17 protein-coding genes and 1 pseudogene are annotated in these 16,717 nt (G+C 70.1%); 11 read left to right on the forward strand and 7 right to left on the reverse strand.

Annotation, left to right across the window (positions count from 1 at the left end):
- Nucleotides 1-136: 136 nt before the first annotated feature.
- Nucleotides 137-661 (forward strand): pyridoxamine 5'-phosphate oxidase family protein, encoded by a 525-nt coding sequence (locus tag NLX86_RS05035; protein ID WP_254370346.1) that lies wholly within the window; start codon nucleotides 137-139, stop codon nucleotides 659-661.
- A 57-nt stretch (nucleotides 662-718) separates the two neighbouring features.
- Nucleotides 719-1,234, forward strand: coding sequence for a GNAT family N-acetyltransferase (locus NLX86_RS05040; RefSeq protein ID WP_254370347.1), 516 nt, complete (start codon nucleotides 719-721; stop codon nucleotides 1,232-1,234).
- A gap of 38 nt (nucleotides 1,235-1,272) precedes the next feature.
- On the opposite strand, the gene NLX86_RS05045 is transcribed toward NLX86_RS05040, so the two are convergent.
- Nucleotides 1,273-1,491 carry a CopG family transcriptional regulator gene (locus NLX86_RS05045; protein WP_308409543.1) on the reverse strand — a complete coding sequence of 73 codons (219 nt, stop codon included), beginning with the start codon at nucleotides 1,489-1,491 and terminating at the stop codon, nucleotides 1,273-1,275.
- Nucleotides 1,492-1,542: 51 nt separating this feature from the next.
- Nucleotides 1,543-2,865: a tetratricopeptide repeat protein gene (locus NLX86_RS05050; protein ID WP_254370348.1), complete on the reverse strand. Its 1,323-nt coding sequence runs from the start codon at nucleotides 2,863-2,865 to the stop codon at nucleotides 1,543-1,545.
- A gap of 179 nt (nucleotides 2,866-3,044) precedes the next feature.
- Between NLX86_RS05050 and NLX86_RS05055 the strand changes: the two genes are divergently transcribed.
- On the forward strand, nucleotides 3,045-3,368 hold the full coding sequence (locus NLX86_RS05055; RefSeq protein WP_254370349.1) for a hypothetical protein: 324 nt from the start codon (nucleotides 3,045-3,047) through the stop codon (nucleotides 3,366-3,368).
- A 43-nt stretch (nucleotides 3,369-3,411) separates the two neighbouring features.
- Nucleotides 3,412-4,539 carry an NAD-dependent epimerase/dehydratase family protein gene (locus NLX86_RS05060; protein ID WP_308409544.1) on the forward strand — a complete coding sequence of 376 codons (1,128 nt, stop codon included), beginning with the start codon at nucleotides 3,412-3,414 and terminating at the stop codon, nucleotides 4,537-4,539.
- Here the strand turns inward: NLX86_RS05060 and NLX86_RS05065 are convergent.
- Nucleotides 4,532-5,407: a glycosyltransferase family 2 protein gene (locus NLX86_RS05065; protein WP_254370350.1), complete on the reverse strand. Its 876-nt coding sequence runs from the start codon at nucleotides 5,405-5,407 to the stop codon at nucleotides 4,532-4,534. The two genes, NLX86_RS05060 and NLX86_RS05065, sit on opposite strands and share 8 nt — an antisense overlap.
- Before the next feature lie 39 nt (nucleotides 5,408-5,446).
- Between NLX86_RS05065 and NLX86_RS05070 the strand changes: the two genes are divergently transcribed.
- Complete coding sequence (locus NLX86_RS05070; RefSeq protein ID WP_308409545.1) at nucleotides 5,447-6,196, forward strand: DapH/DapD/GlmU-related protein; 750 nt, start codon at nucleotides 5,447-5,449, stop codon at nucleotides 6,194-6,196.
- A 116-nt stretch (nucleotides 6,197-6,312) separates the two neighbouring features.
- Here NLX86_RS05070 and NLX86_RS05075 read toward each other — a convergent pair whose 3' ends face one another.
- Nucleotides 6,313-7,674: a glutamine synthetase family protein gene (locus NLX86_RS05075; protein ID WP_254370351.1), complete on the reverse strand. Its 1,362-nt coding sequence runs from the start codon at nucleotides 7,672-7,674 to the stop codon at nucleotides 6,313-6,315.
- 143 nt (nucleotides 7,675-7,817) lie between these two features.
- Between NLX86_RS05075 and NLX86_RS05080 the strand changes: the two genes are divergently transcribed.
- The 3 genes from NLX86_RS05080 to NLX86_RS05090 all read left to right on the forward strand — a co-directional run bounded on the left by NLX86_RS05080 (nucleotide 7,818) and on the right by NLX86_RS05090 (nucleotide 9,665).
- Nucleotides 7,818-8,204 (forward strand): hypothetical protein, encoded by a 387-nt coding sequence (locus NLX86_RS05080; RefSeq protein WP_254370352.1) that lies wholly within the window; start codon nucleotides 7,818-7,820, stop codon nucleotides 8,202-8,204.
- A gap of 76 nt (nucleotides 8,205-8,280) precedes the next feature.
- Complete coding sequence (locus NLX86_RS05085; RefSeq protein WP_254370353.1) at nucleotides 8,281-8,937, forward strand: DUF3105 domain-containing protein; 657 nt, start codon at nucleotides 8,281-8,283, stop codon at nucleotides 8,935-8,937.
- The gene (locus NLX86_RS05090) at nucleotides 8,934-9,665 is read left to right on the forward strand and encodes a DUF305 domain-containing protein (RefSeq protein WP_254370354.1); all 732 of its coding nucleotides are present in this window, start codon (nucleotides 8,934-8,936) and stop codon (nucleotides 9,663-9,665) included. The genes NLX86_RS05085 and NLX86_RS05090 overlap by 4 nt, the downstream gene beginning before the upstream one ends.
- A 66-nt stretch (nucleotides 9,666-9,731) precedes the next feature.
- Here NLX86_RS05090 and NLX86_RS05095 read toward each other — a convergent pair whose 3' ends face one another.
- Nucleotides 9,732-10,589: an alpha/beta fold hydrolase gene (locus tag NLX86_RS05095; protein WP_254370355.1), complete on the reverse strand. Its 858-nt coding sequence runs from the start codon at nucleotides 10,587-10,589 to the stop codon at nucleotides 9,732-9,734.
- A gap of 102 nt (nucleotides 10,590-10,691) precedes the next feature.
- Here NLX86_RS05095 and NLX86_RS05100 point away from each other — a divergent pair, with 102 nt between their 5' ends.
- From NLX86_RS05100 to NLX86_RS05110, 3 genes are all read left to right on the forward strand, one after another.
- Nucleotides 10,692-11,129: a DUF6153 family protein gene (locus NLX86_RS05100; protein ID WP_254370356.1), complete on the forward strand. Its 438-nt coding sequence runs from the start codon at nucleotides 10,692-10,694 to the stop codon at nucleotides 11,127-11,129.
- 106 nt (nucleotides 11,130-11,235) lie between these two features.
- A complete protein-coding gene (locus tag NLX86_RS05105) occupies nucleotides 11,236-12,837 on the forward strand; it encodes a multicopper oxidase family protein (RefSeq protein ID WP_254370357.1) in 1,602 nt (533 codons plus the stop codon).
- A gap of 130 nt (nucleotides 12,838-12,967) precedes the next feature.
- The gene (locus NLX86_RS05110) at nucleotides 12,968-14,722 is read left to right on the forward strand and encodes an NAD+ synthase (RefSeq protein WP_254370358.1); all 1,755 of its coding nucleotides are present in this window, start codon (nucleotides 12,968-12,970) and stop codon (nucleotides 14,720-14,722) included.
- Nucleotides 14,723-14,785: 63 nt separating this feature from the next.
- On the opposite strand, the pseudogene NLX86_RS05115 reads toward NLX86_RS05110, so the two are convergent.
- Nucleotides 14,786-15,752, reverse strand: a pseudogene (locus tag NLX86_RS05115) (endonuclease/exonuclease/phosphatase family protein).
- Nucleotides 15,753-16,019: 267 nt separating this feature from the next.
- Nucleotides 16,020-16,643, reverse strand: a complete 624-nt coding sequence (locus NLX86_RS05120; protein ID WP_254370360.1) for a TetR/AcrR family transcriptional regulator — start codon at nucleotides 16,641-16,643, stop codon at nucleotides 16,020-16,022.
- Nucleotides 16,644-16,717: the final 74 nt, after the last annotated feature.

A 16,717-nucleotide genomic window follows, 5' to 3' on the forward strand; every position in this document is an offset into this window, starting at 1 on the left:
CCCGCCGCCTCCGTCCGATCAAGGTCCGGCCGATCAAGGTCCGGTTCCCGAGCCTAACGGGTGCACCGATGAGTTCCGCGGGCGCGACCGGTCCACACTGAAACCGAAAAGGGATCCCGAGCGGAAGGACACAGCCATGACGGCGACGCACCAGCCCCCCATCGGACCGCTGACCGAACTGGACACCAGGTACAGCAGCACGGACGCGACGGCGACCCCGTGGTTCGAGGCGGTACAGCACCTCGACTCGGCCGAGATCTTCTGGCTGTCGACCGTACGCCCGGACGACCGCCCGCACGTCACACCGCTGCTCGCCGTCTGGGTCGACGACGCCCTGTACTTCTGCACGGGCGCGGACGAGCGCAAGGCCAGGAACCTCGGCGCGAACCCGAACGTCGTCCTTACCACCGGCGCGAACGCCCTCCGCGAAGGCTTCGACCTGGTGATCGAGGGCGAGGCCGAGGTGGAGACCGACGAGAAGGCGCTGCAGCGCGCCGCCGACCGGTACGAGGCGAAGTACACCAGCGAGTGGCACTTCGACGTACGGGACGGGGCGTTCTGGGCCGAGGGCAACCGGGCGGTGGTCTACCGGGTCGAGCCCAAGACGGCGTTCGGCTTCGGCAAGAGCCCGTACAGCCAGACCCGCTGGCGGTTCGCGTGACAGCGGCTCGTTAATCCGCATGCGGCCCGGCCACCGGGCGTGATAGTCCACCGTGTCATGGACGATCTTGTAACGGACCGGCTGGTACTCCATCCGATGAACGCGGCCGAAGCGGAACAGGTGCTGACCGGAAAGCCGGCCGACGGCGACCGCTGGGCACCGGGCTACCCCGCCGAGGGCGACATGGCCGGAGCGCGACGCTTCCTGAACACCTGCGCCGGCTCCGGCGACCCCCAGCCGTTCGGCGCGTACGAGATCCGCCTGCGCGAGGACGGCCGGGCGATAGGCGGCCTGGGCTTCCACGGCGCCCCGGACCAGGACGGCGGCGTGACGATCGGCTACGGCCTGATCCCGTCGGCCCGAGGCCAGGGCTACGCGACGGAGGCGCTGCGGGGCCTGCTCCGGTTCGCGCGCGAATGCGGCATCGCGTACGTGAAGGGCGACGCCGACCACGACAACATCGCGTCGCAACAGGTGATGACGGCGGCGGGCATGCGCCTGGTGGCGGACGACGGCCACCTGAAGCACTACCGGATCGCCCGGCCCGATCCGGAGAGGGCCCAGCCGCATTGAGCACCTCGGGTTCAAGGAACGGCGGCCATCCCGATGGGTCACAGGCTCACGGATGTCGGCCCGGTGATTGGCCCGCCGAAGTCGACGGTCTCCTGGTCGGTGACGAAGGGCTCGTCCCAGACGCGATGGGCAAGCGCGATGCGATGGATGCCCTCACGGATTATCTCGGCCGGGGAGACACCGGTACGGGCGGCGGCCGCCTCGATCAGAGCGAGATCACTGTCGTCGGCATAGACCTTGATGCGCTGCAGAGCCATGCCTCCATGGTGCAGGCCCGGCCGGGTGACGGAGTGCCTGACCGCAGCCCTTCAGCCCAGGAGTCGACCGGCTTTCAGCCTCAGCTTGTCGGCTTGGGGCATGCCCTGGCAGCGGTTCAATCGCGTTCGCATGTCGTCGATGGCGGTACGGACCTTGACGGAGCGGATGCCGTCGGCGCAGGTGATGAACTCGCTCCAGGTTGAGAGGGCGCCGTCCAGATCGCCCTGCCGATAGCGGACTCCTCCGAGATCGGCGAGAACGATGGCGCGAGTCCTTCGGCGGTCCAGGCCGTGGATCTCCAAAGCCAGGTGCAGGTGCTCCTCCGCGGCGTCCAGATCTCCGAGACGAGAAAGGATCATGCCGGATTCGTGAGCCCACCGGCCGGGTGAGTAGTGCGCCGCCCAGGAGGCATCGGAACCGGTCGACGGGCGTCCGATAGCCACCTCCGAGAAGGCCAGGTGGCGGGTGGCCGTGCGTCGGTCGTCGTCCTGGGCCGCCGCGTTCGCCAGCGTGGCTTCGTAGTAGGCCACAGCTCTGTGGTTCTCCAAGTGCTGTCCGTATCGGACGCATGCTTCGCCCAGTTGCACGGCCTCGGCCCGGTAGCCCAGGTCTATGGCTTGCACCGCCATGCCGCGTAGGGCCGTGGCGGACAGTTCTGGGTCTCCGGCTTCGGCTGCCAGCCGGTAGGCGTGCGCGTAATACTGCTGAGCCCGGCCCTGGTTCTCGGGGGTGTTGCCCTCGTCCTGCGCCATCCACCCAGCCAGATGCACGAGTTGACTGGTGGCTGCGAACAGTTGACGGCCGGTGGCTTCGGTGTACTTCCCGTTCAGCCACGGGCCAACGTCCTCGGTGAGGTAGCGAACTGCAAGGTGCCGGGCGTGGCCGCCACCGAGTTCTGCCGCCGAATCACCAAGTGCCTTGACCATCTGCTCGACGGCTGCGACTTCGCCCGCGCCTACGCGCACAGCGCCGGCTGCCGCGGCCTTGGTCCGGCGGGTGATGCTCTCCAAGTCGGGCAGCGCGAGGGCACTCAGGGCGTAACCACTGGTGGCGACCAGGAAGCTCCGGCGGTACACGTCACTCCTCCCCAACTCAATGACTGATGTCACGGTATCGGTGGTGGTTACCTTCGGCTCATCGGATTCCGCCGCCTCAGCGTCCCCTAAGTGCAGGTCAAGAACCCGGGCGATGTATGGGAGCCAGTAGGTGGGGCATCGTTTGCCGGCCATCCAGCGACGAGCCGACTGCCGGTCGACGCCATGCGGACCACGGCCCTCGGCGATTCCGACCTCGCGCGCGAGCTTGGAAGGACCCCAACCGCGCGCCTGGCACTCCTGTCTGATCGCACCTGCGATCTCCTCACTGCTCGGCACCGGGCCTCCTCACCGCTGGCCTACACGGGACTACAACTGGCCCACATCCTGGCCCCTCCTCACCTGACGTACCCGGCCGTTGACTGAACATCACCCGCTCGGTTCTCGCACGGCGGGTCTGCGACCCGATACGTGCGATGCCGGCCGCCCAGGATGACTCAGAGAGACGGTGAACCCCGATGCCACGCGCACCTCGCAACAGCACAACCAACCAAGCACCGGAGCTCGGCGCGACGCCTCGAAGCACGCCCGCCGCGGCGCCGCCCGAATCCGCGGACACGGACGAGTCCACGATGCTCAGGCACATCACCCCGCTCAAGCGGGACATGCAGTACGACCACGAGGCCGCGCAGGCCGTTCTCCCCGTCCGGGCTCACTTCAGCGACGGTCGCGTCGTGGACACCACCGTCGTCTTCGACCCGGACCAGATGCAGGTCTTCTCCATCCAGCTGGAACGAGCCATCGCAGCCCGCCAGCACGCCTTCTCGAAGACCCCGTGGTGATGCGCGCGCGGCGAGTGTCAACGAAAACGACAACGGAGGCATCGTGTACGTCAGTTACGACATGAGCAGTGAACTCGCAGATAGGACCGTGCTGGTCACCGGCGGGGCAGGTCTCATCGGAAGCCGTATCACTGCGCAGCTCAAAGCGCTCGGGGCCCGGCCCATTGCAGTGTGCAGGCTGGACGCCTATCCGCCGCATGTCTACCGGGACTTGTTCGGCATCAACATCGACGACCCCGACACGGTCTGCGGGGACGTCCAGGACGCGGAGCTGATGCGTCGGCTGATCGGGCAGTGCGATTACGTCGTCCATGCCGCGGCACTGGCCGACGTCGCCGCCTGCACGCGCAAACCGATGAGCGCGATCGGTACGAACATCACCGGCACGCAGGTGCTGCTGGACGCCGTAACGGCGTCCGACCGCATCCGCCGGATCTGCTTCGTCTCGTCCGCCAGCGTCTACGGCAACGGCAACCCCGACGACTGGGCGTCCCCCACCGTCGAGGCGCGTACGGTCCGTAGGCTGCTGGAGGCCATCTACCAGGGCCGTACGCCGCCGCAGTTCCACGAATATGCCCCGATGCGCCCCATGTCGGTCTACGGCAACACCAAGGCATGGGGCGAGACGCAGACCGCACTTGTTATGGGGGCCGTGGGAACCTCGTACACGGTCGTGCGTTACTTCTCCGTCTACGGAGAGCCGCAGACGATCAAGCCGAACAGCCACTCGTGGGTCGTGGCCTGGTTCGCCGCACGCGCGGCCCTCGGCCTTCCACTGCACCTGAACGGTGGCGGGCATCAGGTACGGGATCTCGTGCACGTCGACGACATTGCGGCCGCCACGGTGCGTTCGCTGATTGCCCCACGAGCACACAACGAAACCCTCAACGTTGGTACCGGCACCCCCACCAGCGTTCGCCGGGTCGCGGAGCTGGTGCGGGCTCAGTTCCCCGGCACGGTGTTCCTGGAAACGCCGATGCCACCCGGCGACCCGCTCGGCGGATACGCATCCACCCGGCACATGGAGCACGTCCTCGGCTGGCAGCCCGGCATCACCGTCGCGGAAGGGGTTGCCCGTTACGTCAGGTGGCTGAAGGAGACCCCGGCTGCCATCCCCGACTGGCTGCGGGACGGCGCCCGCCTCGCTCAGGAGGCCGACACCCCTAAATGACCGGTGGGCGGCCCAGGCAAGTCATGCGCCAGACGGTGCGCCAGCGCATGGGCCGCCGGGGACCACACGGCGTTCTCACGCCCTCGGCGAAGCCGCCGAACCAGGCCCGCAGCCCGCTGAGCGAGCGCGTGCGGACCAGCGTCAGCGTGATCCATACCCCCAGATACACGGGCACCAGGGTGGCCGGGAGATGCCTGCGGGCCATCCACACTCGGTTGCGGGCGGTCATGCGGAAGTACACCGCATGCCGGGCCGGCGAGGTGCGGGGGTGCTGGAGCACCAGCTCCGGTTCGTAGCGGATCTTCCAGCCCGCGTCCATGGCCCGCCAGGCGAGATCGGTCTCCTCATGCGTGAAGAAGAACTCATCGGGCCATCCGCCGATCTCGTCCAGCATCCGCATGGACAGACCGTGGCCACCGCCAAGGAAGGTGGTCACCTCTCCGCCGCGCATCGCGTCGCCGGCCCCCAGCCGGGGCACGTGCCGCCGCTGGGTGAAGCCCGTCTCGTCCGCGATGCGGAAGCTGACGATGCCGAGCCGGGGATCGTCGGCGTACAGGTCGGCCAACCGTGTGAAGACGTCCGCTTCGACCAGGAGACCGTCGTCATCCAGGTCCACTAGAACATCCAGGTCCCCGGCTTCGCGGAGCTTGTCCATAGCAACATTCCGGCCGCCGGAGACGCCGAGATTCTCGTCCAGCTCTACCCCGATCACACCGGCCGGCAGATCCGGCAGGGGTGAACCGTTGCCGACCACGACCACGCGCGCCGCAGGTTCCTGCTGCTTGGCCACCGAGTCGAGGAGGGCCTGCAGTTCGGCGGGCCGGTTGCCCATGGTCAGCACGGCCACACCCACACGCGGTCGGGACACGTCCAGATCACTCCAGCTCTCGGTGGCGGCAGAAGGGCGATGTTAGCGGTCCCCAAGCCAGTCACCGGCCTCCGAAAGGAAGCCTTGGCCATGCCCTCCCTTCATATCGGTGTCTTCATCAGCAGTGCCACGCAGGAGCCGCTCAAGGACACCCCGTACGGGGATTTGGAGAACTACGAGCTGGCCGATTTTCTGACCGCATGGTCCGACCTCCACCGTGAGGCACTGGCCACCGTGACCCAACGCATCCACCCGACGGCGTTCGTCCACCCCTCGGCGATTATCGGCGACGACGTGATCATCGGCCCCAACGTCCGGGTCCACGAATTCTCCACCGTCCGCAAGGGCAGCGTCTTGTGTGCCGGGGCGAGTGTCGGTTTCAACTGCGAAGTGACCAAGTCATTCGTCGGCGAGAACACGGTCCTCGGCCACCGAATCGGCATCAACCACACTCTGGTCGGAACCGACGCCCACCTCTCGGCCGGCGTCAGCGTGGCAGCCATCAGCATGTGGAGCGACGACCTGCGCCGGCCCGACCGGGAAATCATCATGCGCGCGCCGGGAGGCATCTACCGCTGCGGCACAGCTCAGTTTGGTGCAGTCATCGGCGACCGGGTACAGACCGGCAGCAGCATCGGCCTGGGACCGGGCGTCGCTATCGGACGAGACTCGCGCATCTCCAGCGGCGTCACGCTCGCGGGCCGAGCCATCCCGGACCACAGCGTCCTCAGTGCCCCGCACACGGCCGACACGCACGTCCGCATCCGACCTCAACGAGGTCGTCCCTGACGGCGGCGAATTCCGCGCACTGGACGGCGCCGGGGGGGTGAGACGACTCCGGGCCGGCAGCACAGCGCCGTCGGCCCGGACCGTTGTTCTGCTGGGGCACTGCCCCTGACCTGCGGTTACAGCACCGGGAGGTTCTTGCGGAGTTCGAACGCCGTGACCTCGGAGCGGTACTCCTCCCACTCCTGCTTCTTGTTGCGCAGGAAGAAGTCGAAGACGTGCTCGCCCAGCGTCTCGGCGACCAGTTCGCTTCGCTCCATCAGCGAGATCGCCTCGCCCAGGTTCTGCGGGAGCGGTTCGATGCCCATCGCTCGGCGTTCCGCGTCCGACAGGGCCCAGACGTCGTCGTCCGCTCCCGCCGGGAGTTCGTAGCCCTCCTCGATGCCCTTGAGGCCGGCCGCCAGCAGGACCGCGTACGTCAGGTACGGGTTCGCGCCGGAGTCGATCGAGCGGACCTCTACTCGCGAGGAGCCGGTCTTGCCGGGCTTGTACATCGGGACCCGGATCAGGGCGGAGCGGTTGTTGTGGCCCCAGCAGATGTACGAGGGGGCCTCGCCGCCGGAGCCGGCCGTGCGGGCCGAGCCGCCCCAGATGCGCTTGTAGGAGTTGACCCACTGGTTGGTGACCGCCGAGATCTCGGCGGCGTGCTTGAGCAGGCCCGCGATGAAGGAGCGGCCGACCTTGGAGAGCTGGTACTCCGCGCCCGATTCGTAGAACGCGTTGCGGTCGCCCTCGAAGAGGGAGAGGTGGGTGTGCATGCCGGAGCCCGGGTACTCCGAGAACGGCTTCGGCATGAACGTGGCCTGCACACCCTGCTCCAGCGCGACCTGCTTCATGACCAGGCGGAAGGTCATGACGTTGTCGGCGGTGGAGAGCGCGTCGGCGTAGCGGAGGTCGATCTCCTGCTGGCCGGGGGCACCCTCGTGGTGGCTGAACTCGACCGAGATGCCCATGGATTCGAGCATGGTGATCGCCTGCCGGCGGAAGTCCATGCCCACGTTCTGCGGGGTGTGGTCGAAGTAGCCGGAGTTGTCGGCCGGGGTGGGCACCGAGCCGTCGAGCGGCTTGTTCCTCAGCAGGAAGAACTCGATCTCCGGGTGGGTGTAGAAGGTGAAGCCCAGGTCGGAGGTCTTGGCGAGGATGCGCTTCAGTACGTACCGGGGGTCCGCGAAGGACGGTGAGCCGTCCGGCATCAGGATGTCGCAGAACATCCGGGCCGTGCCGGGGGCCTCGGCGCGCCAGGGCAGGATCTGGAACGTGCTCGGGTCCGGCTTGGCGATCATGTCCGATTCGTACACCCGCGCGAAGCCCTCGATCGCGGAGCCGTCGAAGCCGATGCCCTCGTCGAACGCCTGCTCCAGCTCCGCCGGAGCCACCGCGACCGACTTGAGGAAGCCGAGCACGTCGGTGAACCACAGGCGCACGAAGCGGATGTCGCGCTCCTCGAGCGTACGGAGCACGAATTCCTGCTGCTTGTCCATAGCTACATCCTTGCAGTTCAGACGGCCTGTGCACCACCGCCCGGGCAGAGGGGAGAAACCCCAGTATCCCGACCCGTCGTTTCGGCCACATTACGCAACCCATATGACATGCGGCACGCCCCCGCCCACTACCATCTGGCCCCATGGGGGGATCCCGGCACACGCGGCGCGGGCGCATCAGGCGTCCTGCGGCGATGGTGTGCGCCCTGGCGACGCTGCTCGCCGGGCTTCTCCTCTGTCTGAGCGCCGGTGAGCCTCATGGCGGCGGGACGGACGACCCCGGCGCGCGGCGCGTCTCGGCCACCATGTCCGCCGGCCACGCCGAGTACACGTGCCCGTTCGACCGCTCGGACTGCGGCACCTTCTCACATCTGACCCCGGCGGTCCTGACGGCCCCGCCGCCCGATGCCCCGGCCGCCGTGGCCGACGTACCGCACGGCGGGCTCCTCCGGGTCCCCGCCGACGTACGCGCCGCGGGGGCGCAGCCCCGGGCCCCCGACCTCCATGTCCTTCAAGTGCTGCGGACGTGAGCCGGGACTCGCACCACGGTTCTCGCATCACGGCTCCCGTACCCCTATCCCTCCCCGCAGAAGGACATCGCCCCCCATGGCTTCCACCAAGAACCAGAAGCAGAACAGCTCGCGCAAGGCCCGAATAGAGGAGATGCGCCGCGCCGAGAAAGCGCGTGACCGCCGCGACCGCATCGTCGCCATCACCGTCAGCGCGGCCGTCGTCGCCGGTCTCGTCGGCCTCGGCGCGTACGTGCTGAACAAGGAGTCCGAGAAGAAGGAGAAGGCGGAGGCGGCCGTCAAGGCGCCGGTGACCGGCGAGCAGAGCTGGGACGCCAAGAAGCTCGGCCGCAACCACGTCACCAAGGCCGTGACGTACCCGATGAAGCCCCCGGTCGGCGGTGACCACCACCAGATCTGGATGAACTGCGAGGGTGACGTCTACAAGAAGCCGATCCCGGAGGTGAACGCAGTGCACTCGCTGGAGCACGGCGCCGTCTGGGTGACGTACAACGACAAGGCCCCGGCCGCGGACGTGAAGAAGCTCGCCGACAAGGTCGGCAAGACGCCGTACTCGCTGATGAGCCCGGTCAAGGACCAGTCCGGCGCGATCATGCTGAGCGCCTGGGGCAAGCAGGTCACGGTGGACGGCGCCGCCGATCCGCGGGTGGATCAGTTCTTCACCAAGTACGTGCAGGGCCCGCAGACCCCTGAGCCGGGTGCCGCGTGCACCGGCGGAATGGGCGAGCAGTGACCCGTGCGCTGACTCGTACGCACTGGGCGGCCATCACGGCCGTCGTCCTCGCGCTGCTCGTCGCGGCGGCTGCCACGGTCGCGACCGCGAGGGGCGGCGCGTCGTCCGAGCAGGCGGGCGCCGCGGCCGCCCCGGCCGAGGACTCGGCGGACGCCGGCTTCGCCCGGGATATGGCGGTCCACCATCAGCAGGCGGTGGAGATGTCGTTCATCGTGCGCGACCGTACGAAGGACGAGGACGTGCGGCGGCTGGCGTACGACATCGCCAACACGCAGGCCAACCAGCGGGGCATGCTGCTGGGCTGGCTGGACCTGTGGGAGCTGCCGAAGATCTCGATGGGCGAGCCGATGGCGTGGATGGCGTCGGAGCAGGCGCAGCACGGCGGGCACTCCGGCGGGCACTCCGGCGGGCACGCCGGGGCCTCGGGCGGCGACGGCGGGGCCTCCGGCGGGCACGAGGTGCGCGACGGCTCCCTCATGCCCGGCATGGCGACGAAGACCGAGCTGGCCGCACTGGCCAGGGCGGAGGGCAAGCAGGCCGAGATCCTCTACCTCCAGCTGATGACCGACCACCACAAGGGCGGTGTGACCATGGCCCGGGGCTGCGCCGACCTGTGCGAGGTCGGTACGGAACGGAAGCTGGCCCAGGGCATGGCCGACGCTCAGGAGTCCGAACTGGCCCTGTTGGCCGACCTGTTGAAGCAGCGGGGCGCCAAGCCCCGCGCCTGACGGACCGCCGCTGCGCGTCCGACAGCCGCCCCGGTCGCCGAACGGCACCGGGGCGGATGTCGGACGTCACACCGGGTGGCTCAGTACCGCCCGCGCCACCGACCGCGGCTGGTCGAGCATGACCATATGGCCGGACGGCTCCGCGACTTCGAAGCGGGCGCCGAGACGGTCGGCCAGTGCGGCCTGGCGGTCCAGCCACCGCACCGCCCACCGGCCGCTGCCGCCGTCGTGCCCGGCGAGGACCGTCACCGGCACGTCCGGGAGCGGGTGGCGCTCGCGCAGCGCCAGCAGTTCGGCCGCCACGTCGCGGTAGCGCGCGTTCTCCAGCAGCGCGCCGCGCAGCACGCGCCCGGTGCGGTAGCAGCGGCGTACGAGCGCGTCGGGCGCCGGATCGCCGCCGCCCGTGCGCGAGACCCGCGGGACCCGCGAGACCCGGACGACCGCGCGGCGGGTGAGCGGGCCGAGCGCGGCGGGGGCGCCGACGGCGGTGAGCACCGAGCCGAGGGTCCGCGCGGCGGCGGTGCGCAGGGCGGGGGCGGCGGGGGTACGGGCGTCCTCCTCGACACTGCCGTCGACCATGACGACAGCGGCGGTACGGGCAGGGTGGAGGCGGGCGAAGGCCTCCACGTGGAAACCGGCGATGGAGTGGCCGACCACCGTGGCCGGACCGGGCAGCCCGAGCGCGTCCAGCAGTCCCGCGATGCGGTGCGCCTCGCCGGCGGCGGTGGGCGGTACGGCGGCGGGGGCGCTCAGTCCGTGTCCGGGCCGGTCGAAGCGGACGACGGTACGGAAGGGGGTCAGCAGCGGAACGACCAGGTCCCAGTCGTACCAGCTCATCGCGAGGCCGGCGCTCAGTACGCACACCGGTCCGCTGCCCTCGACGGCCACGTGCAGCGGCACGCCGCCGACCCGTACGAACGTCATGTGCGCCCTTCCCCGGTTGCTCCAGCCAGGAACAGTATCCGCAGCCACGGCCCGGCCCCTGCCCGGGGGGCCATACCGGGTGGGGGTAGGCTGCGGTCTGTGATGACCACGAGAGGGGCGACGTTCTGGCGGCAGGTGCTGCTGTTCGCCGCGCTGCTCTTCGGGATCGTCACGATGCATACGCTGGGGCACCCGGCCCAGGAGCACGGCCCCCAGGGCCCGGCCGAGCACACGGTGTCCGCCGCGGCTCCGCCGGAACACCACACCGGCCACACCTCGCACCAGACCGCCGCCTCCGCGGACGGGCAGACCGGCGCCGGGTACGCGGGGCCGGCGCTGCCGGGTATGGACATGGACCCGATGGCCGTCTGTCTGGCGGTACTGGGGGCGTTCACGCTCGTCGTACTGGCCACGGGCCTGCTGCGCACCCGCCCGGCCGGCGCGCACCCGGTCGGCCGGGACCCGCTGCTGCGCGCGATGTGGCCGCACCCGCCACCCCGTAAGACCGTCCTCGCCACGCTGTCGGTGCTGCGGATCTAGAACCGGGCCCCGCTGCCTGGGAACCTCCGCGCTCCGAGCGGTGTACCAGAAGCAGCAGACGCGCCCATCTGCACGCATCACCACAGACCACGAGGTGCACTCAGTCATGCGCACTCAACACACCCGCCGCGCCGTGCTCGGCGCCGGAATCGCCGTGGCCGGTACGGGAGTTCTGGCCGCCTGCTCCGGTTCGTCCGGCGGCATGGACCACGGCTCGATGAAGCACGGCGGCTCGCCGTCGGCCGCCCCCGGCTTCGTCACGCCCGACGGCAAGGAGGTCGCCGCGGCCGAAGCCGGGCGACGGCCGGGCCCGGTCCGTACGGTCAAGCTGACCGCCACCGCCACCCCGCTCGAACTGGGCGGCGGCCGTACGGTCAGGTCCTGGGCGTACGGCGACCGGCTGCCCGGCCAGGAGGTCCGCGTCACCGCGGGCGACACCCTCGCGCTCACCCTCGCCAACAACCTGCCGCAGCCCACGTCGTTGCACTGGCACGGTCTGGCCCTGCGCAACGACATGGACGGCGTCCCCGGCCTGACCCAGCGCGACATCCGGCCGGGCGCCTCGTTCGACTACCGCTTCGCGGTCCCGCACGCCGGGACGTACTGGTTCCACCCGCACTCGGGCACCCAGCAGGACCGCGGCCTGTACGCACCGCTGATCGTGGAGGACCCGCGGGAGCCGCTGACGTACGACAAGGAGTGGGTCGTCGTACTGGACGACTGGGTCGACGGGGTGGACGGCTCGACTCCGGACGGCGTGCTGGCCGAACTCAGCAAGGGCATGGGCGACGCGTCCGGCGGGCACGCCGGTCACGGCATGCCGTCGCCGTCCGGACCGGTCGGCGGGTCCGGCGGGTCCGGCGGGTCCGGCGGCCCGTCCCGGATGATGGCGGGCGCCACCAGCCCGCTGCTCGGCGGTGACGCGGGGGACGTCGCCTACCCGTACTACCTGGTCAACGGGCGGACGCCGGACGACCCTGCCGTCTTCACCGCCAAGCCCGGCGACCGCATCCGGCTGCGCCTGATCAACGCCGGCGGCGACACCGCGTTCCGCGTCGCGCTGGGCGGCCACGAACTGACGGTGACGCATACGGACGGCTTCCCCGTCCAGCACGCCAAGACCGACGCCCTCCTCCTCGGCATGGGCGAGCGGTACGACGTCCTGGTCACCGCGAAGGACGGGGTCTTCCCGCTGACCGCGCTCGCGGAGGGCAAGAAGCAGACGGCCCGGGCCCTGCTCCGTACCGCAGGCGGCGCGGCGCCGTCCGCGTCCGTACGGCCCAGGGAGCTGGACGGGAAGCTGCTGACCGCCGACCGTCTGAAGGCGGACGAGTCCGTCGCGCTGCCCGCCCGGAAGCCGGACCGCACGATCAGGCTGAAGCTGACGGGCGGGATGGAGAAGTACGACTGGGCGTTCGACAGGAAGCCCTACTCCCCCGCGCGGCGGCACGCGGTCCGGGCGGGCGAGCGGGTCCGGGTGGTCTTCTCCAACTCCACGACGATGTGGCACCCGCTCCATCTGCACGGGCACACCTTCGCCCTGGCCAACGTCCCGGACGGGCCCCGCAAGGACACCGCGGTGATCCTGCCGAACGGCACTCTGACGGTGGACTTCGACGCCGACAATCCGGGCCTGTGGATGATCCACTGCCACAACGTCTACCACTCGGAGGCCGGGATGATGACCGTGCTCGGTTACCAGAAGTAGCCAGAGACGGGCCGGAGGCGGGAGCCGGAGACGAGCGACAGAGGCGAGCGAGTGCGGGGCGCACCCGAGTGGGGCGCCCCACACCCGCCCGCCGGGACATCGCGTCAGACAGACGATTACACTGGGCCGCGTGCCTCAACTACGCCTCGCTCTGAATCAGATCGACTCGACCGTCGGCAGCCTCACCGCCAACGCCGAATCGATCATCCAATGGACCCGGCACTCCGCCGAGCAGGGCGCCCATCTGGTGGCGTTCCCCGAGATGGTGCTGACCGGCTACCCCGTCGAGGACCTCGCGCTGCGCTCGACGTTCGTCCAGGCCTCGCGCGACGCGCTCCGCGCGCTCGCCGCGCGCCTCGACGACGAGGGATTCGGCGAGCTGCCCGTCATCGTCGGGTACCTGGACCGCTCCGAGAAGGCCCAGCCGCGGTACGGCCAGCCGGCCGGCGCCCCGCAGAACGCCGCCGCGGTGCTCCACCGGGGCACGGTCGCGCTGACCTTCGCCAAGCACCACCTGCCGAACTACGGCGTCTTCGACGAGTTCCGGTACTTCGTCCCGGGCGACTCGATGCCGGTGATCCGGGTGCGCGGCGTCGATGTCGCGCTCGCCATCTGCGAGGACCTCTGGCAGGAGGGCGGCCGCGTACCGGCCACCCGGTCCGCGGGGGCCGGGCTGCTGGTCTCCGTCAACGCCTCGCCGTACGAGCAGAACAAGGACGACACCCGGCTCGAACTCGTACGCAAGCGCGCGCAGGAGGCCGGCTGCACCACCGCCTATCTCGCGATGATCGGCGGCCAGGACGAGCTGGTCTTCGACGGCGACTCGATCGTCGTCGACAAGGACGGCGAAGTCATCGCGCGCGCCCCGCAGTTCGCCGAGGGCTGCGTGCTGGTGGACCTGGATCTGCCGGCCGCGTCGGCCGAGCCCCCGGCGGGGGTCGTCGACGACGGGCTGCGCATCGAGCACGTGGTCCTGTCGGAGGAGCCCGTCCCGGCGTACGAGGCCGAGGTCGGCGGCGGCTACGCCGACCGCCTCGACGACGACGAGGAGGTCTACTCGGCCCTGGTCGTGGGCCTGCGCGCGTACGTCGCCAAGAACGGCTTCCGGTCCGTACTGATCGGCCTGTCCGGCGGTATCGACTCGGCCCTGGTGGCCGCGATCGCCTGTGACGCCGTCGGTGCGCAGAACGTGTACGGCATCGCGATGCCCTCGCGGTACTCCTCGGACCACTCCGAGGGCGACGCGGCCGAGCTGGCCCGCCGTACCGGGCTCAACTTCCGGACCGTGCCGATCGCGCCGATGTTCGACGCGTACATGGAGTCGCTGGGGCTGACCGGGCTCGCCGAGGAAAACCTCCAGTCACGGCTGCGCGGCACGATGCTGATGGCCGTCTCCAACCAGGAGGGCCACATCGTGCTCGCGCCGGGCAACAAGTCCGAGCTGGCGGTGGGCTATTCCACGCTGTACGGCGACTCGGTCGGTGCGTACGGTCCGATCAAGGACGTCTACAAGACGGCCGTCTTCCGCCTCGCGCGGTGGCGGAACCGGGCGGCGCAGGAGCGCGGGCAGACCCCGCCGATCCCGGAGAACTCCATCTCCAAGCCGCCGAGCGCGGAACTGCGGCCGGGGCAGGTCGACACCGACTCGCTGCCCGACTACCCGGTGCTCGACGCGATCCTCGCCCTGTACGTGGACCGCGACCAGGGCATGGAGTCGATCGTCGCCGCGGGCTTCGACCGGGAGCTGGTGGCGAAGACGCTGCGCATGGTGGACGTGGCGGAGTACAAGCGCCGTCAGTACCCGCCGGGCACCAAGATCTCCGCGAAGGGGTTCGGCAAGGACCGCCGGCTGCCGATCACCAACGGCTGGCGCGAGCGCGCCTGACGGCGAGGTACGACGTCAGGCCCGGGGCGCTCGTCCCCGGGCCTGACGTCGTACCTCGCGCCGTCAGAACTCGACGCGCGCCGCGATCGGCAGATGGTCGCTGCCCGTCTCCGGCAGCGTCCACGACGACACCGGCGTGATGCCCTTGACCATGATCTGGTCGATCCGCGCCATCGGGAACGACGCCGGCCAGCTGAAGCCGAAGCCGTCACCCGCCGCGCCCTGGGTGGAGCGCATCTGCGAAGTGACCGGGGACAACGCGCGGTCGTTCATGGTGCCGTTGAGGTCGCCGAGGAGGATAACCCGCTTCAGCGGGTCCCGGACGATCGCGTGGCCGAGCGCGTCCGCGCTGTCGTCGCGCTGGTGGGCGGTGAAGCCGGCGTTGAGCTTGACCCGTACCGACGGCAGATGGGCTACATAGACCGCGACCGGCCCCTGCGGGGTCTGGACGGTCGAGCGCATCGCGCGGATCCAGCCCAGCTGGATGTCCACGGGCCGGGTGTCGCTCATCGGGTACCTGCTCCAGAGCCCGACCGTCCCCTGCACCGAGTGGTACTTGTACGTCGGCGCCAGCGCGCTCTCGTACGACGCGACCGCGCCCGCCTTCAGCTCCTCCAGCGCCACCACGTCAGCGCCCGACGCCGCCACCTTCTGCGCCGTGCCCTCGGGGTCGGGGTTCTCGGCGTTGACGTTGTGCGTGGCGACGGTGAGGTTGCCGCCGTCGCTGCCCGAATTACCGGTGACGAGTCCGCCGAAGAGGTTGAGCCAGACGACGGCCGGCAGCAGTACGGCGATCAGCGCCGTCGCGGAGCGCCGTACCAGCGCGAGAACCAGCAGCAGGGGAATGGCGACGCCGAGCCACGGCAGGAACGTCTCCGTCAGGCTGCCCAGGTTGCCGATGGTGTTGGGGATCTGCGCGTGGAGAATCATCAGCAGCGCGGTGAGCACGGCGAGCAGCGCGAGAAGGATGCCGCGCCGCCAGATGCCGCGGTCGCGCCGCAGATCGTCCAGCAGGCGCCGGAAGCCGGATCCGGTGCGCTCGGGCCCCGAGCTGCCGTTCCCCGTCTCCGTCATGTACGCCTGCGCCATTCCGCTGCCCTCGCTGCCTTGCCTCGCACACCGTCTCGCCCCCTGACCCTAGGGGATGATCGGTGACTTTCCCTGCCGTCCTGAACGGCCGTACTGCCACGAGGACGAAGGCGCGGCGCGGGGAGTTCCGAACGACCCGGTCAGGGCCGCGGCTGTGACAAAACGCGCATATTCAGGAGCCGTTCTGGAACGGATGAGAGAGCGCGGGTCAGGGCCGTGGCCGGAGCCCTGCCAGCACGGCGTCGACGATCCGCTCGGCGAGGTCCTCGTCCAGTGGGCCGTCCGGCCGCAGGACCGTCCGTACGAGCATGGGCCCGACCACCAGATCGCCGACGAGGTCGAAGTCCAGGTCCGCCCGGATCTCCCCGCGCTCGATCCCGCGCCGGAGCACGTCGTCCAGCACCTCCCGCCGGGCCGCGATCACGCTGTTCTGGTAGTGCTGCCACAGCTGCGGATAGCTCTGCACCTGGCCCAGCACACTGCGCAGCATCGCCGACGAACGCTTCGCCAGGCCGCGGCGGCGCAGCCCCTCCAGCATGGCGATCAGGTCATCGCGCACCGAAGTGCCGGGGAGCGGCGGGTCCTCCTCCTCGACGGACCGCAGCACGTCGACGAAGAGGGCCTCCTTGCCCTCCCAGCGGCGGTAGATGGTGGCCTTGCCCACCCCCGCGGTGCGGGCGATCCGCTCGATGGACAGCTCGGCGAGCGGGACGCCGTCCTCCAGGAGCCGGACGACGCCGTCGATGATGGCGCGCTCGGCGGCCTCACTGCGCGGCCGCCCGCGCGGAGCCCTGCCCTCGGCGGGCTGCTCGGGCCGGTCCTTCAGCGCCACGTCCGCCCGCCTCTCGCATGTACGACGTACGACAATCGTCACGGAGGATTCTCGCGCGGGCCCGCCAGAACCCC

The organism is Streptomyces sp. A3M-1-3 (assembly GCF_024213665.1).
Taxonomy (GTDB): Bacteria; Actinomycetota; Actinomycetes; order Streptomycetales; family Streptomycetaceae; genus Streptomyces.